The organism is Glutamicibacter protophormiae, assembly GCF_014647495.1.
GTDB classification, from domain to species: domain Bacteria; phylum Actinomycetota; class Actinomycetes; order Actinomycetales; family Micrococcaceae; genus Glutamicibacter; species Glutamicibacter protophormiae.
On record NZ_BMPH01000003.1, the window covers coordinates 369301 to 383299 of the forward strand.

13 protein-coding genes are annotated in these 13999 nt (G+C 61.5%); 9 read left to right on the plus strand and 4 right to left on the minus strand.

The genetic code is table 11. The annotated features are described in order from the left end of the window. The first annotated feature begins 6 nt into the window (after window positions 1–6). The 8 genes from ispG to IEY43_RS06170 all read left to right on the plus strand — a co-directional run bounded on the left by ispG (window position 7) and on the right by IEY43_RS06170 (window position 9014). Window positions 7–1173 (plus strand): flavodoxin-dependent (E)-4-hydroxy-3-methylbut-2-enyl-diphosphate synthase, encoded by a 1167-nt coding sequence (gene ispG, locus IEY43_RS06135; protein WP_188947720.1) that lies wholly within the window; start codon window positions 7–9, stop codon window positions 1171–1173. A 37-nt stretch (window positions 1174–1210) separates the two neighbouring features. After that, window positions 1211–2023 (plus strand): GNAT family N-acetyltransferase, encoded by an 813-nt coding sequence (locus IEY43_RS06140; protein ID WP_188947721.1) that lies wholly within the window; start codon window positions 1211–1213, stop codon window positions 2021–2023. 153 nt (window positions 2024–2176) lie between these two features. Then, on the plus strand, window positions 2177–2806 hold the full coding sequence (locus IEY43_RS06145) for a hypothetical protein (RefSeq protein WP_188947722.1): 630 nt from the start codon (window positions 2177–2179) through the stop codon (window positions 2804–2806). Window positions 2807–2856: 50 nt separating this feature from the next. Further along, window positions 2857–3570, plus strand: a complete 714-nt coding sequence (locus IEY43_RS06150; protein WP_188947723.1) for a hypothetical protein — start codon at window positions 2857–2859, stop codon at window positions 3568–3570. A gap of 24 nt (window positions 3571–3594) precedes the next feature. Then, the gene (locus tag IEY43_RS06155) at window positions 3595–4101 is read left to right on the plus strand and encodes a hypothetical protein (RefSeq protein ID WP_188947724.1); all 507 of its coding nucleotides are present in this window, start codon (window positions 3595–3597) and stop codon (window positions 4099–4101) included. Between the two features lie 284 nt (window positions 4102–4385). Continuing rightward, window positions 4386–6197, plus strand: coding sequence for an APC family permease (locus IEY43_RS06160; RefSeq protein WP_188947747.1), 1812 nt, complete (start codon window positions 4386–4388; stop codon window positions 6195–6197). Window positions 6198–6370: 173 nt separating this feature from the next. After that, window positions 6371–8158 carry a proline--tRNA ligase gene (locus IEY43_RS06165; RefSeq protein ID WP_188947725.1) on the plus strand — a complete coding sequence of 596 codons (1788 nt, stop codon included), beginning with the start codon at window positions 6371–6373 and terminating at the stop codon, window positions 8156–8158. Between the two features lie 118 nt (window positions 8159–8276). Continuing rightward, window positions 8277–9014: a TSUP family transporter gene (locus tag IEY43_RS06170; protein ID WP_188947748.1), complete on the plus strand. Its 738-nt coding sequence runs from the start codon at window positions 8277–8279 to the stop codon at window positions 9012–9014. A 317-nt stretch (window positions 9015–9331) separates the two neighbouring features. Here IEY43_RS06170 and IEY43_RS06175 read toward each other — a convergent pair whose 3' ends face one another. Genes IEY43_RS06175 through IEY43_RS06185 form a run of 3 tightly spaced genes read right to left on the minus strand, consistent with a single transcriptional unit; the run spans window position 9332 to window position 11576 of the window. Continuing rightward, complete coding sequence (locus IEY43_RS06175) at window positions 9332–10006, minus strand: response regulator (RefSeq protein WP_188947726.1); 675 nt, start codon at window positions 10004–10006, stop codon at window positions 9332–9334. Continuing rightward, window positions 10003–11232 (minus strand): sensor histidine kinase, encoded by a 1230-nt coding sequence (locus IEY43_RS06180; RefSeq protein ID WP_229777301.1) that lies wholly within the window; start codon window positions 11230–11232, stop codon window positions 10003–10005. Before IEY43_RS06180 ends, IEY43_RS06175 begins: the two co-directional genes overlap by 4 nt. Further along, complete coding sequence (locus tag IEY43_RS06185; protein WP_188947728.1) at window positions 11199–11576, minus strand: hypothetical protein; 378 nt, start codon at window positions 11574–11576, stop codon at window positions 11199–11201. The genes IEY43_RS06180 and IEY43_RS06185 overlap by 34 nt, the downstream gene beginning before the upstream one ends. Window positions 11577–11839: 263 nt before the next feature. On the opposite strand from IEY43_RS06185, the gene IEY43_RS06190 reads away from it, so the two are divergent. After that, the gene (locus IEY43_RS06190; protein WP_229777292.1) at window positions 11840–12985 is read left to right on the plus strand and encodes a YihY/virulence factor BrkB family protein; all 1146 of its coding nucleotides are present in this window, start codon (window positions 11840–11842) and stop codon (window positions 12983–12985) included. A 76-nt stretch (window positions 12986–13061) separates the two neighbouring features. On the opposite strand, the gene IEY43_RS06195 is transcribed toward IEY43_RS06190, so the two are convergent. Further along, window positions 13062–13511, minus strand: coding sequence for a hypothetical protein (locus IEY43_RS06195; RefSeq protein WP_188947729.1), 450 nt, complete (start codon window positions 13509–13511; stop codon window positions 13062–13064). Window positions 13512–13999 lie beyond the last annotated feature (488 nt).

The window sequence follows — 13999 nt, forward strand, 5'->3', positions numbered from 1 at the left end:
CATCCATTGACTTCGGTCAGCCTAGGCATGCCGGCAGCCCCACCGCCGGTTCTCGCTCCACGTCGTAAGACCCGCCAGATTCAAGTCGGGTCGGTTGGCGTGGGGTCTGACTCGCCGATTTCGGTTCAGTCGATGACCACCACCAAGACCCACGACATCAACGCCACCCTGCAGCAGATCGCCGAACTGACCGCTTCCGGCTGCGACATCGTGCGTGTCGCCTGCCCGACGGACAAGGATGCCGAGGCGCTGAAGATCGTTGCGATGAAGTCGCAGATCCCGGTGATCGCCGATATCCACTTCCAGCCGAAGTACGTCTACGCGGCCATTGAAGCCGGCTGCGGCGCCGTGCGCGTGAACCCGGGCAATATCCGCCAGTTCGACGACCAGGTCAAGGAAATCGCCCAGGCCGCCAAGGACCACGGCACCTCGATCCGCATCGGCGTCAACGCCGGTTCATTGGATCGCCGCCTGCTGGCCAAGTACGGCAAGGCAACCCCCGAAGCGCTGGTTGAATCCGCCATCTGGGAAGCTTCGCTGTTCGAGGAGCATGGATTCCACGACTTCAAGATCTCGGTCAAGCACAACGACCCGGTGATCATGGTCCGCGCCTACGAGCTGCTGGCAGAAAGCGGCGACTGGCCCCTGCACCTGGGTGTCACCGAGGCAGGCCCCGCCTTCCAGGGAACCATCAAGTCCGCGACGGCCTTCGGCGCGCTGCTGTCCAAGGGCATCGGCGACACCATCCGCGTTTCGCTCTCGGCCCCGCCGGTCGAGGAAGTCAAGGTCGGCAACCAGATCCTCGAATCGCTGAACCTGCGCCCGCGCAAGCTGGAAATCGTTTCCTGCCCGTCGTGCGGCCGTGCACAGGTCGATGTCTACACGCTGGCCGACGAGGTCACCGCCGGCCTTGAAGGCATGACTGTTCCGTTGCGCGTCGCCGTGATGGGCTGCGTCGTCAATGGCCCGGGCGAAGCCCGCGACGCTGACCTTGGCGTAGCCTCCGGCAACGGCAAGGGCCAGATCTTCGTCAAGGGCGAGGTCATCAAGACCGTGCCCGAGGACCAGATCGTGGAAACCCTGATTGCAGAAGCCAACCGCTTGGCTGAGGAAATGGACTTGGGCGATGACGAGAATCCTGCCGCGGGTTCTCCAGTGGTCTCCGTCAGCTAAAACTGGCCGACGGGTAGACGAGGGACAACCGCGCATCTTGGGCCGCAGGGACACTGCGGCCCTCATCGAGCTGCTCGACCGCGACCCCGTCGCCAACATCTTCACCAGGTCCCAGGTGGACCTGCACCGTTCGGCCGTGCCGGACGGGTTCGCCCACGTGCTGGGAGTCGACGGTGAAGAAGGCCTGCTGTCCGCATGCTGGGTGGGTGCCAACATGGCGCCCACCGCCATGCCGGACGAGCACGCCCACGAATACGCATTGATGGCTCTGGCAACACGCCAGCGCTTCGCCTCCATCTTCGGCCCGGCATCCACCGTCCTTGCCATGCACGAGGTGCTGCTCGACGGCCCGCAGTCGATATTCGACGTGCGCCGCAACCAGCCGCTGATGGAGATCCGCACCAGCCCCGAAGGCATCGCGCGCCGCAGGCTGCGGGTCGCCCACCCCTCCGATTTCGACAAGGTCCTGCCGGCCAGTGCAGCCATGTTCGAAGAGGAGCTCGGTTACTCGCCGCTGGAAAACGGCGGCAGCTTCTACCGGGGGCGCGTCCGCCAGCTCATCCGACAGGGCCATACCGTGATCGACACGGACGAGATGGGGAACGTCGTTTTCAAGGCGGACCTTGGGACCGTCACCGAACAGGTAGCCCAGATCCAGGGCGTCTGGATCAACCCGATGTACCGGGGCCACTCGCTGGCCGCGGGTTATATGGCCTCGACCGTCGACTACGCCCTCCAGCAAGCGCCGATTGCCAGCCTGTACGTGAACGACTTCAACGAGGCCGCCGTGCGCACCTACCTGAGGGTCGGTTTCACTCAGGTAGGAACCTTCGCGACGGTCCTGTTCTAGGCAGAACCGGGCACGGTGCCGGTGCCAGAGATCCCGCACTTGCCTTGGCCCATCCCATAGACTCGATAGCAGTCTCTGCAAACGACGGGAAGTGACGTGCTGGCGAATCGACCACAATTTCTGCGGACGGCCGGCTTGGCCGTCGCCGCGCTCATGATGTCTTCGTGCAGCGCACCGGCACCGTCAGATACCAATGATTCCCTGGGGCCCGCCATTGAGCGCAATGCCCAGCAGCTGGAAGAAGCGCTGAACCAGTTCGCCGGCGACCAGCCGGGAGCCACCGTCATCACCGACGCCCAATTGCGCTCGATGATTCCCAAAGCGCAGCAATGGCTTGAAGACGTCGAAGTGAACCCCAGCAAATGCGGAATCACCTTCGCCGCGCCGATCGCCGAGCAGCTGCAGAACTCCGTGATGGGCGCAGTTGAAGTGGGGGACCGGCTGATTACCGTCGCGGTGTATCAGGATTCCGAAACCCTGAAATCCCAATGGGATGCGCAGGCGGCCGCCAGCGCCGACTGCTCGCGCTACTCGGTCAAGGTCGATGGCGAATCCCGTGCCTTCCATCTGGCCAAGCAGCCGGTCCAAAGCACCGCGAAACTCACCGAAGCGTACGTGGTCACCGGCAGCGACGGCAAGAAGACCTCCCAGCAACTGGTGGTCCGCGCCGCCACCGCGAATATCCTGTTGGGCATCCAGCAGGACACCAGCGGCGCCGCCACGCCTGAACACCTTGCAGCCGCCTCTGAAACGGTAGACACCCTCATCGACCAACTCGACTGATACAACGCTGAAACTCGTCCCCTGCACCGCTACACAAAGGAAAATACTTCATGTCACAACGGTTCCTCTGGTTCCTCCCCCTGGCCGCGGCGCTTGCCTTGACCGGCTGTTCATCCGCCGGCGAGCCGCAGCCGGAACCCGAGCAGAGCCAAACCCAGCAGCAGGGCGGGAATCTGGATGCAGGACAGGTCGAAACGGTGGTCAGGAACCTGTTGGGGGATGATCCCTCGCTGACCGTTGTCGGTAACGAAACGATGCAGCAGCAGCTCCAGATGGCCAAGGGCGTGGGCTCGGCCTCCGGAATCACCCCGGAAGAATGCGCCAAGCAGATGGAGCAGTACACCGTTACCGACCTGACCGCTTCCGTTTCCGCGAGTGGAAGCATCCCGGATGAAAGCCTCGGCAAAGTTGTCGAGGTGTACTCCATCACGGACGAAGCGACCCGCAAGAAAATTTCCGATGCGCTCACGCTGGATGACATTTCCGGATGCGAGAAAGTGTCCGTGGAGCAGAGCGGTGAAAAGGTCAGCACCAAGCGTCAGATCCTGCCGCTGAAGGTGGAAGCCGACCAGGCTCTGACGATGTCCACCCAGATCGATGTCGGTGCCGGGCAAAAGCTGAGCTCGGTCGCAGTGCAGGCTCTGAAGGGCAACAATTTCGTCATTGTCACCTTCCATACCGGGTTGGCCGAACCAGCAACAATGGCCGCAGAAGCCGTCGAATTGACTAACAAGGCCTTCGCTGAGATGGAAGGGGCTAACTAACAGGCCAAGAAGCTGATCGAGCAGATGGAAATCAGCCCCGAGAAGTGCGCCGAGTTCGTCAGCCAGCAGGCAGCATGGGATATCGAAGGCATCAACATGGCCGTTGCCGTGCTGATGGATGATTCTACGATGGAGTCCACCAGCTACAGCGTGGCCGGTTACGAAGATACCGCGAAGCTGGACCAGATCACCAAGCAGGTTAAAAACAAGGACCTGCAGGGGTGCGACAAGATCGGCATGACGGTCCAGGGCCAGAATGCAGAAGTTGGAGTCAAGATTCTCGATGCCTCATCGGAAGCGGATCTGACCTACGCCACCAGCAATACCACCAAGCTGAATGGCACTGATGTTCCCGGCGGCGGCAGCTACCAGATGCAGGGGCTGGTTGGAAAACAACGCAGTCTCGGTATCCATGACCGGAACCGACGCGGAGTCCGAAGCCGACGTGCTCAAGAAGCTCACCGAAGAGCTCAACAAGGCCGTCGCCGAGGTCAAGGCGACAGCCAAGTAGCGAGACTGGAAACTCCCTGAAACGGGGGTCGGATTCCGGGGATACCCGGTTCCGGCCCCCGTTTTTCCGTGCGCCGCGGGGTAGGGGAGAATACCCTGATTTCTTTTTGGGAAGCCAGTGACGCGAGGGCAATCTAGGCGTACAGTTCACATTCGTGAATACGAATATTGGGACGCTGAACGTCTCTCAGTCTTCGAATTCGGACTCGGCCCGCCTCCGCCTCTACCGGTGGTTGAATGACCAATCCGTGGGCCACGAAGACCTCGGCGATGACAAGAAACACGCCGGAAAATGGTGGCAGGTCATGTGCCTTTCGGGCCTGGACTACTTCTCCACCCTGGGATACCAGCCAGCCATCGCCGCCCTGGCCGCCGGCGCCCTGGCTCCGTTCGCCACTTTGATCCTGGTTGCCGTGACCCTGGGCGCAGCCTTGCCCGTATACCGCCGGGTCGCCGGGGAATCCCCGCATGGACAGGGATCAATCGCCATGCTCGAACACCTGCTGCCGCATTGGAAGGGCAAAATGCTGGTGCTGATCCTGCTGGGCTTCGCGGCCACCGACTTCATGATCACCGCGACGCTTTCGGCGGCGGATGCCTCCGCGCACCTCATCGAGAACCCCTTCACCCCCGCATGGTTCACGGGCAAGCAGATCCCCCTGACGGTGATCCTGCTGCTCCTGCTCGGCGCCTTGTTCATGCGCGGGTTCAACGAGGTCACCTGGATCGCCGTGACGTTGGTCGGCACGTTCCTGGCCCTGAACCTGGTCGTCATCGCGGTCTCCTTCGCCAATATCGCCGAGCACCCGGCCAGCCTCGGCAACTGGATGGATTCCCTGCTGGCCGCACACGGCAACCCGGTGATGATGCTGCTGGTCTGCCTCATCGTCTTCCCGAAGCTCGCCCTGGGCCTGTCCGGCTTTGAAACGGGTGTGGCCGTCATGCCCCAGATCAGCCTGAAGCCCGGAGAATCGGCCGCGGATCCAGTAAGCCGCATCCGCGGCGCCCGCAAGCTGCTGACCACTGCCGCGCTGATCATGAGCAGCTTTCTGGTGCTGTCGTCGGTGGTCACCACGGTACTGATCCCCGCTCCGGAGTTCCAGGAAGGCGGAACCGCCAACGGCCGCGCCCTGTCGTGGCTTGCCCACCGGCTGATGGGGGACGGCTTCGGGACGGTCTATGACATCTCGACCATCTTGATCCTGTGGTTCGCCGGCGCCTCGGCCATCGCCGGGCTGCTGAACTTGATCCCGCGCTACCTGCCGCGCTTCGGCATGGCGCCGGAATGGGCCCGTGCCGTGCGCCCACTGGTGCTCGTGGTCATTCTGGTGGCGCTGGCCATCACCTGGCACTTCGATGCAGACGTCAATGCCCAGGGTGCCGCATATGCAACGGGTGTGCTGGTGCTGATGAGCTCGGCCGCCATCGCGGTGACGATCTCCGCCCGGCGGCACCACGAACGCGGCAGGAGCATCCTGTACATGTTCGTCACGCTGGTTTTCCTGTACACCACGGTGGTCAACTGCTTTGAAAGGCCCGAGGGCCTGAAAATCGCCGCGTTCTTCATCGGCGCGGTGCTCCTGGTATCGCTCTCCTCGCGGTTCCACCGCTCGACCGAGCTGCGTGCGACATCGGTGCGTTTCGACGCGGCCGCCGAACACCTGATCTCCGGATCCGCGCGTCGGGGGATCGTGCAGCTGATCGCCCACGAACCGGCCAACACCACCAAGGCGCGCTACCGCCGCAAGCTGCACCATGCGGTGCTGGCCAGCCATATTTCCGACAAGGCCCCGGTCATCTTCCTGGAGGTCAAGGTCTCGGACTACTCGGATTTCGCCGAGGACATCGAGGTGCGCGGCATCACCCGGCATGGATTCTGGATCCTGGAGTCGACCGCGTCCTCGGTACCCACCGCCATCGCCGCGATCTGCCTGGCGATCAGGGACAACTACGACGTCATGCCGCACATCTACTTCCGCTGGACGGAGGGAAACCCGCTGAGCAACCTGGTTCGCTTCCTGCTCTTGGGCCAAGGCGAAATCGCGCCGCTGACCCGCGAGGTGCTGCGTGAAGCCGAACCGGACCTGCAGCGCCGGCCCTGGGTGCATGTGGGCTAGGAGTATCAGGTCCGCGCTGCGTGTCGGTTCCGTTCCCGGATTGCCCGGGCGCAGAGCCGAACCCGGTAGGATTGGACGTGGCTGCCTCGACGGCAGCTCACAACAGATTTTGCCTAGCACGGCGGCAGTCGCGCATCACTGCGCCTGCCGTCATACGGAAAAGGACACCACGCGTGGTTTTGAAGCTTTCCACAACGTTCCTGCGCACCCTGCGCGAAGATCCGGTTGACGCCGAGGTTGCCAGCCACAAACTCTTGGTTCGCGCCGGCTACATCCGCCGTGCCGCGCCTGGCATCTACACCTGGCTGCCGCTGGGTCTGCGGGTCCTGGCACGCGTGGAAGCCATCGTTCGTGAAGAGATGAACGCCATCGGCGCCCAGGAAGTCCACTTCCCGGCGCTGCTGCCGCGCGAGCCGTACGAGCAGACCGGCCGCTGGACCGAATACGGCGAGGGCTTGTTCCGCCTCAAGGACCGCAAGGATGCCGACTACCTGCTGGCCCCGACCCATGAGGAAATGTTCACCCTGCTGGTCAAGGATCTGTACAACTCGTACAAGGATCTGCCGGTCTACCTGTACCAGATCCAGAACAAGTACCGCGACGAGGCGCGTCCTCGCGCGGGCCTGCTGCGCGGCCGCGAATTCATCATGAAGGACTCCTACTCCTTCAACATCGACGACGAGGGCCTGGACGAGGCCTACATGGCCCACCGCGGCGCCTACCTGAAGATCTTCGAACGCCTGGGTCTGGAAGTTGTTCCGGTCTTCGCCCAGGCCGGAGCCATGGGCGGATCGAAGTCCGAGGAGTTCCTGCACCCGACCGCGATCGGCGAGGACACCTTCGTGCGCTCGCCGGGCGGCTACGCGGCCAACGTCGAGGCAGTGACCACCGTGGTCCCGGACGCCATCGACTTCGCCGACGCCCCGGCCTTCGAGATTGTCGACACCCCCGACACCCCGACCATCGACACCCTGGTCGCCGCCGCCAACGAGCTGCGCCCGCGCACCGACCGTGCCTGGGAAGCCAAGGACACCCTGAAGAACGTGGTGCTGGCGATCACCGATCCAGAAGGCAACCGCCACTTGGTGGTGCTGGGTGTGCCCGGCGACCGCCAGGTCGACGAGAAGCGGCTTGAGGCTACCATCGGCACCGCCTTGGGCATCAGCGGCGAGGTCGAGGTCGGACAGGCGACCGCCGAAGACCTGAAGAGCCATCCGGAGATCGTCACCGGCTACCTGGGCCCTGCCCTGGGACTTGACCAGCAGCTGCTGGGCAGCGAAACCGAGAACGGCATCACCTACCTGGTCGACCCGCGTGTGGTCTCCGGCACCACGTGGATCACCGGGGCCAACGAAAAGGGCAAGCACGTCTTCGGCCTGGTCGCCGGCCGAGATTTCACCTTCGACGGCACCATTGAAGCGGTCAACGTGCTGGAAGGCGACCCGGCACCGGACGGCTCCGGTCCGCTGCGCACCGAGCGCGGCATCGAGATGGGCCACATCTTCCAGCTCGGCCGCAAATACGCCGAAGCACTGGAGCTGAAGGTCCTGGACCAGAACGGCAAGCTGCAGGTTGTCACCATGGGCTCCTACGGCATCGGCGTCACCCGCGCCGTGGCCGCCCTGGCCGAGGCCTACCACGACGACAACGGCCTGACCTGGCCCAAGCAGATCGCCCCGGCGGACATCCACATCGTGGTCACCGGCAAGGGCGCCGAACTGCTGGAAGCCGGCGACAAGCTGGCCAAGGAATTCGAGGCTGCCGGCAAGGAAGTCATCTTCGATGACCGTCCGAAGGTCTCGGCCGGCGTGAAGTTCTCCGACGCCGAGCTGATCGGTGTGCCGACCATTGTGGTGGTCGGCCGCGGTCTGGCTGACGGCCTGGTCGAGGTCAAGGACCGTGCCACCGGCGAACGCCGCGATGTGCAGCTGAGTGACGTGGTGGCCGAGCTGTCCGCCTAGGACATCAATCGGCGAAGCCATGACAACTGCATAGGAGAGCAGCGCGGTGCAAGAGGTTCTCGATTTCCTGTCCGTCAACGGCGAACCAATCTCCCTGTGGCCCCTTCTCCTGCTGTTAATGGCAGGGTTCGGGGCTGGGTGGATTGACGCGGTGGTTGGCGGCGGGGGATTGATCCAATTGCCCGCGCTGCTGCTCTTTCCAGGCATTACCCCGGTCCAGGCGCTGGCAACCAACAAGATGGCATCCATCTTCGGAACCTCCACCAGCGCCGTGACCTACTACCGCCGGACCAGCCCCGACCTGAAAACCGCCATCCCGATGGCGGTCACCGCCATGTTCGGAGCCTTCGGCGGAGCGGCCTTGGCCACGATGCTTCCTGCCGCGGCGATCAAGCCGATCATCATCGCGGCGTTGGTGGCGGTTTTGCTGTTCACGATTCTCAAGCCCAAGGCCGGCGAGCTTTCCCGCTTGCGCTATAGCGGCAGGCAGCACTATTCCCGTGCGGTGCTCATCGGCCTGGTGATCGGCGGCTACGATGGGATGATCGGGCCGGGCACCGGATCCTTTTTGATCATTGCCATGGTAACGGTGCTCGGCTACAACTTCCTGCAGTCGTCGGCCAAGGCGAAGATTGTCAACCTGTTTACCAACTTGGGTGCGCTGGCTCTGTTCCTGCCCACCGGCCACGTGTTGCTGGGCGTGGGCCTGGCCATGGGCGTGATGAACATGCTCGGCGGTTACCTCGGTGCCCGCATGGCCATTTCCAAGGGCAGCAAATTCATCCGCGTCGTTTTCGTGGTGGTGGTTGCCGCGCTGATCCTGAAGCTCGGCTCCGACCTGCTCCTGGGACGCTGACTCGGCCCGGCCATTGGAAAGCCGCGCAAAAGGATAATGCCCATTGTGTGCCCGGCGAAGACCCGGGAACACAATGGGCTTGCGGTTATCCTCCCCCAAGGAACACCACAATCGATTCCGTTGAGTGACGCATTGTTCGTTACGCCGAACAGAATGCGGTGAAGACCGCTCAACCGACTAGGAATCTTTATCTCTATAACGCGAGGTGGACAACCTGCGCGTATTTCAAAATGCCTCTCCAAGGTGCCCGAAGAGATCCATTTCCCTTAAAGTATGGCTCATTATTCGAGACAAAGCGTCATACCAGGACGGTATGTTCAGGCGGGTAGCGGGTCGTCGGGGCGGACGAAACCCGATCGGTAGGCCAAGGCCACGGCGGCGGCGCGGTCCCGGGCTCCCGTCTTGAACAGGATCCTGGCTACGTGGGTTTTCACCGTCGCCTCGCTGAGCACCAGCGACTCGCGGATCTGCTGGTTCGACCGCCCCGCGGCGACGTGCCGCAGGACCTCCTGCTCGCGGCGGGTGAGCACTTGGTGGATGTCAACATGTTCGTCGCTGCGTTCACGCAACTTGGCCACGAGCCGCGTGGCGGCGGTGGCATCCAGCCAGGTGTCGCCGCCGGCCACGCGGCGCAGCGCGTCGGCAATTTCGGTGGGTGAGGCATGTTTGAGCAGGTAGCCGCTGGCGCCGGCCTGGAGGGAGGCGACAACGATGTCTTCGTCGTCAAAAGTTGTCATGATCAGTACCCTGATCAGATGGTCCGGGTCGCTGCCGTTTTGCCTGATCAGCTCGCTGGTTGCGGTGACTCCGTCCATGCCGGGCATGCGCACATCCATTAGCACCACATCGGGAGCGAGCTTCTGGGCAAGCACCAGGGCCTCGGCCCCGGATCCGGCCTCGCCGATAATTTCTATGTCGTCTTCGGCGGAGAGGATCATGCTGATCCCGGCTCGTACCTGCGGTTGGTCATCGACTATTAGTACGCGAATCATGAGACCTCCTTTGCCGTTGGAGTATTCGTGCCGCGCTGGACGGCGCCGGGAAGTTCCTCTGGTGCATCGACCGGCAGAGATGCCTTGAGCAGATAACCACCGGGCGTGGGCCCGTGGCTCAGAGAACCCCCGGCGACACCGATTCGCTCGCGCAATCCCAGCAGCCCGAATCCGCCGGACACAGCAGGCCTTTTCCCGACCCCGGAAATTGACGTTACGGAGATGGCCAGCTGGGTCGCTGTCCAACGCGTGGAGATTTCCACCCGGCAGCCCTCGCCTCCATGCTTCATCGCGTTGGCCAGTCCTTCCTGAACCACTCGGTAGCCGGCATGGCTGATGCTGGGGTCCAGCATTTGAGCTTCTCCATTGGATGTCAGTACGACGTCGAGACCGGAGTCCTGGGCTGATGAAATCAGCGAGGCAATCTCCTCAAAGGTATGCGACTGCCCGATCTGAGATTCTTCCTCGCTGCGCAGCATGCCCAGTAAGCGGTGCAGTTCGCGCATGCTCTGTTCGGCGGTCACCTGAATATCGGCGAGCACCGGGTCGACCTTCTCGAACTCTGCGCCTTTTTGCAATATCGCGCGGACACCAGCCACCTGAAGCACCACGGCAGTCATGGAATGAGCAACGGAATCATGCAGGTCGCGGCTGATTCGCAGGCGTTCCCCGGCGCGAGCTTCTTCCAGCGCCGCTTCGGCCCAGCTCCGTTCGGTCGTCAACCGATTTTCGGTTCTCCGCAGAGTCCGGGCGGCGAAGTAGCAGAGCAACGTAACGGCGGCGTAGAAGCCGATATTCCACGACATCAGGACCAGCAGACCCTCGGACTGGCCCTCGTAAGTCACGGAACTGTAAGTTGCCACCGAAATAGGCAAAATCATTCCCGCTAGCGCGGTGTTCGCAACCTTCGTGCTCGAATGCCGAACCATGAGAAATAACGCCATATAGGATCCGACGATTCCAACAATGGAGGAGATTGCGAGACCCAGCAGCGATACGAGGAGGAAAGCAGTGAACCCCAGCCAAATCCTGCGCTGGGTCAGAAGTACCGCATACGCACCGGCCAGTGCGGCGGGGATCAACCACATGGGCATCTCCATACCGCCCGGCGTGGTGACGGCCCCTTGCCACAGGAACAGGTCAAACACGAAGGCTAATAGCGCGGCCACCACACGCAGAACGTGACGACGTTTTAGCATTCCGGCAACCATGGAAAGAACCTGCACCAAGGGGAATCCCCGAGTTCATCGTCATGATCAAAACCTTCGAAACCGGGCGGGAAGGCATCATGCCCGACATGCAGGATGCCTGTTTCCAGAACCAGAAGGGTCCAAGGCTCCCACCCGTTGAGCTGTTGGCCAACATCGCGGATCTTTGCGGGATTGACGCGATTGCCGTGGATGTCTACGAGGACGGACCCGCCCATTCCGCCCGCCTGGACCAGGAGTGCATCGGAGCGGATTGCCCAGCCAACCAGCAGCAGATTGTCGACGTGGACCGGAAACGAGCGGGCAACAGGAAGCAGGGGACCGCGGTTCCCCGATGTTGCCCCTTCAGATGTCTCTGACATGGTGTTCTCCTCAAACGAGTACCCTTAGAAGAATCGTGGCACATTCGCTACCCGCGTGCATCATCCGTGCACTGTATGTCTGTCCGGTACCGTCGCAAACAGCGACTAGCTGGTGTGCGAAGCATCGATGCCGAGAATCCGTTGCCCGCACGCAAGCTGGCTTCCTACTGTGTATTGGGGAAAGTATGTTGAGCTGATGCGCTAACCCTGTTTGAATGGCCGGGATGAGTACGTTCAGATCACGCAGACTTCGGGGTGGGCAGATGTCCGAGAATAACCAGACAAATCCACTGAGCGCAGAAGAGCGACCGGGGACCAGCATGGCCGGCCTTGCCGGAGTCGACCGCGAGTTTGAAACTGCGGTCAAGACAGAGCTGGACAAGTCGCATAGGCTGCGCGCAGATTCATGGAAATACGTTGCTAAACGCTCTTTGCATGAGTTTTCTAGAAACAAATGCACCGACCTGGCCGCGGCGCTGACCTATTACACCATGCTGTCGATTTTCCCGGGGTTGCTGGCAGTGGTCTCATTGCTTGGTGTTGTGGGGCAGGCGGAGACCACCACCAAATCGATGCTGTCGCTGCTGGAAGAGTTCGCCAGCCCCCAGGTGGTCGAAACACTACGCCAGCCCATAGAACAGCTGACGTCGACTCCTGCCGCCGGATTGGCCTTGGCGGCAGGTCTTCTGGGTGCGATCTGGAGTGCCTCGGGTTATGTCGGGGCATTCGGACGAGCCATGAACCAGATATATTCCGTGGACGAAGGCCGGCCATTCTACAAGCTCAAGCCGATGATGCTTCTGGTGACGCTGTTCCTGCTGGTTGCCGCCGCAGTCATGGGCGCGCTGTTTGTGCTCTCCGGCCCGATTGCGCAGACACTCGGCAACTTCATCGGGCTGGGCGAATCGGCCTTGCTGATATGGAACATCGCCAAATGGCCGGTGATGGCGGTATTCGCGGTCATGCTGGTCGCAGTGCTCTATTACGGAACCCCGAACGTCAAGCATGCAAAGTTCAGGGTGCTCAGCATGGGAGCCTTCGTCGCCCTCATCGTCCTGGCACTGTCCACGGCCGGCTTTTTCTACTACGTCTCTAATTTCGGCAACTACAACAAGACCTATGGCGCGATCGGTGGCGTCATCGTGCTTCTGCTGTGGATCTGGATCGCGAACTTGTCGCTGCTCTTTGGAGCCGTGCTGGATGCGGAACTCGAACGTGGCCGCGAACTTCAGGCCGGACTCAGCGCCGAGCGCTCGTTGCAGCTGCCCCCGCGAGATGTTGCCGGATTGCAGAAGCAACAACAGCAGAGGGAACAGGACATCCGAGAGGGCGAACACATCAGGATTGTGAGTGAAATCGCCGCGGTCGATACTGTCGAGCGGGACGTCGAGAAGGAGAAGCGGGACTAGACGGCAAAACGCCAGCCGCTTCGAACTGCCGGCGATGGGCAGATCCGGGAAGCAGTGCTGGCGCAGCGGTCAGTAGTTAGGCGTGGCGGACGTCGGCGACGCTGGTGATCCCTGGATATTTCGCGCCTGCGGTCTTCTGCAACGGAGGAATCGCATGGGCGATTGCGCTGTGTGTCAGCTGTTCGACCCGAAAGGTCAGGAAAGGCGTGGATTGCGCGTCACGGTACAGATCAAGGATGGAATCGTTGGCGTTGCGCGAGGAGACAACTTCCAGATCGGCGCATCCAATCACCACATAGGTGAAACAGAGGTCGTTGGTTTGCGGGGAGAGCGTGGCGATCAGCACCGGAGGCCGGTGCATCACGGCAAGGGCGATGACATCGCTGAGCTTCTCGTCATGCTGGGCAATCACGACCGGCATTCCCTCGGTCCAGCCATGTTCTCTCAATACTTCTCGACCGTGGCGCGACCCGATGGTCTCCGCCGCGAGCTCTGCGATTTTCGATCGGACGATGCGACCTGCCATGGGATTCTACCTTTGTTTGAAGCGAGCAAAACGAGGGACAGCATCGGATAATGCATAGCACTCGAAGCGGAAAATTCCTTTCCGGAAAATGTCGGATTCGATGATTTAGAATATCGAATTTAAAACTTCTAATAATTCGACCCTAACCTGATTGGGCGAAAATAGCGAGGTTGAACTAGTTGGTTCTGGTGAAGTCGCGGTTCGCTTTTCCTAGTGTCAGCGCATATGGGAATCGACAAAATATCTGGTCGGACTGCATGTTGCCGGGTGCTGCAGGTGCGGGGGGACCGTTGGGATTAAGCCACATTCAAATTTTCTGAAACTGCGGAATTCATCTTGTGGAAAGCTGCGGGCATCCTTTGGCGGAGCAACGCGTCCCATGAGAAAACTTGTCATTTAAATGCTGGATTTTTGTTTTCTGCTGTGATGTCTCGATACATGGGTAACAGTTCTGTATCACCACATCGGTAACACTTGATGTATCGAGA

What these genes read in the sequence shown, in the direction of transcription:
- IEY43_RS06185 (WP_188947728.1), bottom strand. Translation starts at nt 11,576, where the DNA reads ATGTCAGAGACATCTGAAGGGGCAACATCGGGGAACCGCGGTCCCCTG.
- IEY43_RS06170 (WP_188947748.1), top strand. Translation starts at nt 8,277, where the DNA reads ATGGCAGGGTTCGGGGCTGGGTGGATTGACGCGGTGGTTGGCGGCGGG.
- IEY43_RS06195 (WP_188947729.1), bottom strand. Translation starts at nt 13,511, where the DNA reads ATGGCAGGTCGCATCGTCCGATCGAAAATCGCAGAGCTCGCGGCGGAG.
- IEY43_RS06150 (WP_188947723.1), top strand. Translation starts at nt 2,857, where the DNA reads ATGTCACAACGGTTCCTCTGGTTCCTCCCCCTGGCCGCGGCGCTTGCC.
- IEY43_RS06155 (WP_188947724.1), top strand. Translation starts at nt 3,595, where the DNA reads ATGGAAATCAGCCCCGAGAAGTGCGCCGAGTTCGTCAGCCAGCAGGCA.
- IEY43_RS06145 (WP_188947722.1), top strand. Translation starts at nt 2,177, where the DNA reads ATGATGTCTTCGTGCAGCGCACCGGCACCGTCAGATACCAATGATTCC.
- IEY43_RS06190 (WP_229777292.1), top strand. Translation starts at nt 11,840, where the DNA reads ATGTCCGAGAATAACCAGACAAATCCACTGAGCGCAGAAGAGCGACCG.
- IEY43_RS06175 (WP_188947726.1), bottom strand. Translation starts at nt 10,006, where the DNA reads ATGATTCGCGTACTAATAGTCGATGACCAACCGCAGGTACGAGCCGGG.
- IEY43_RS06160 (WP_188947747.1), top strand. Translation starts at nt 4,386, where the DNA reads ATGTGCCTTTCGGGCCTGGACTACTTCTCCACCCTGGGATACCAGCCA.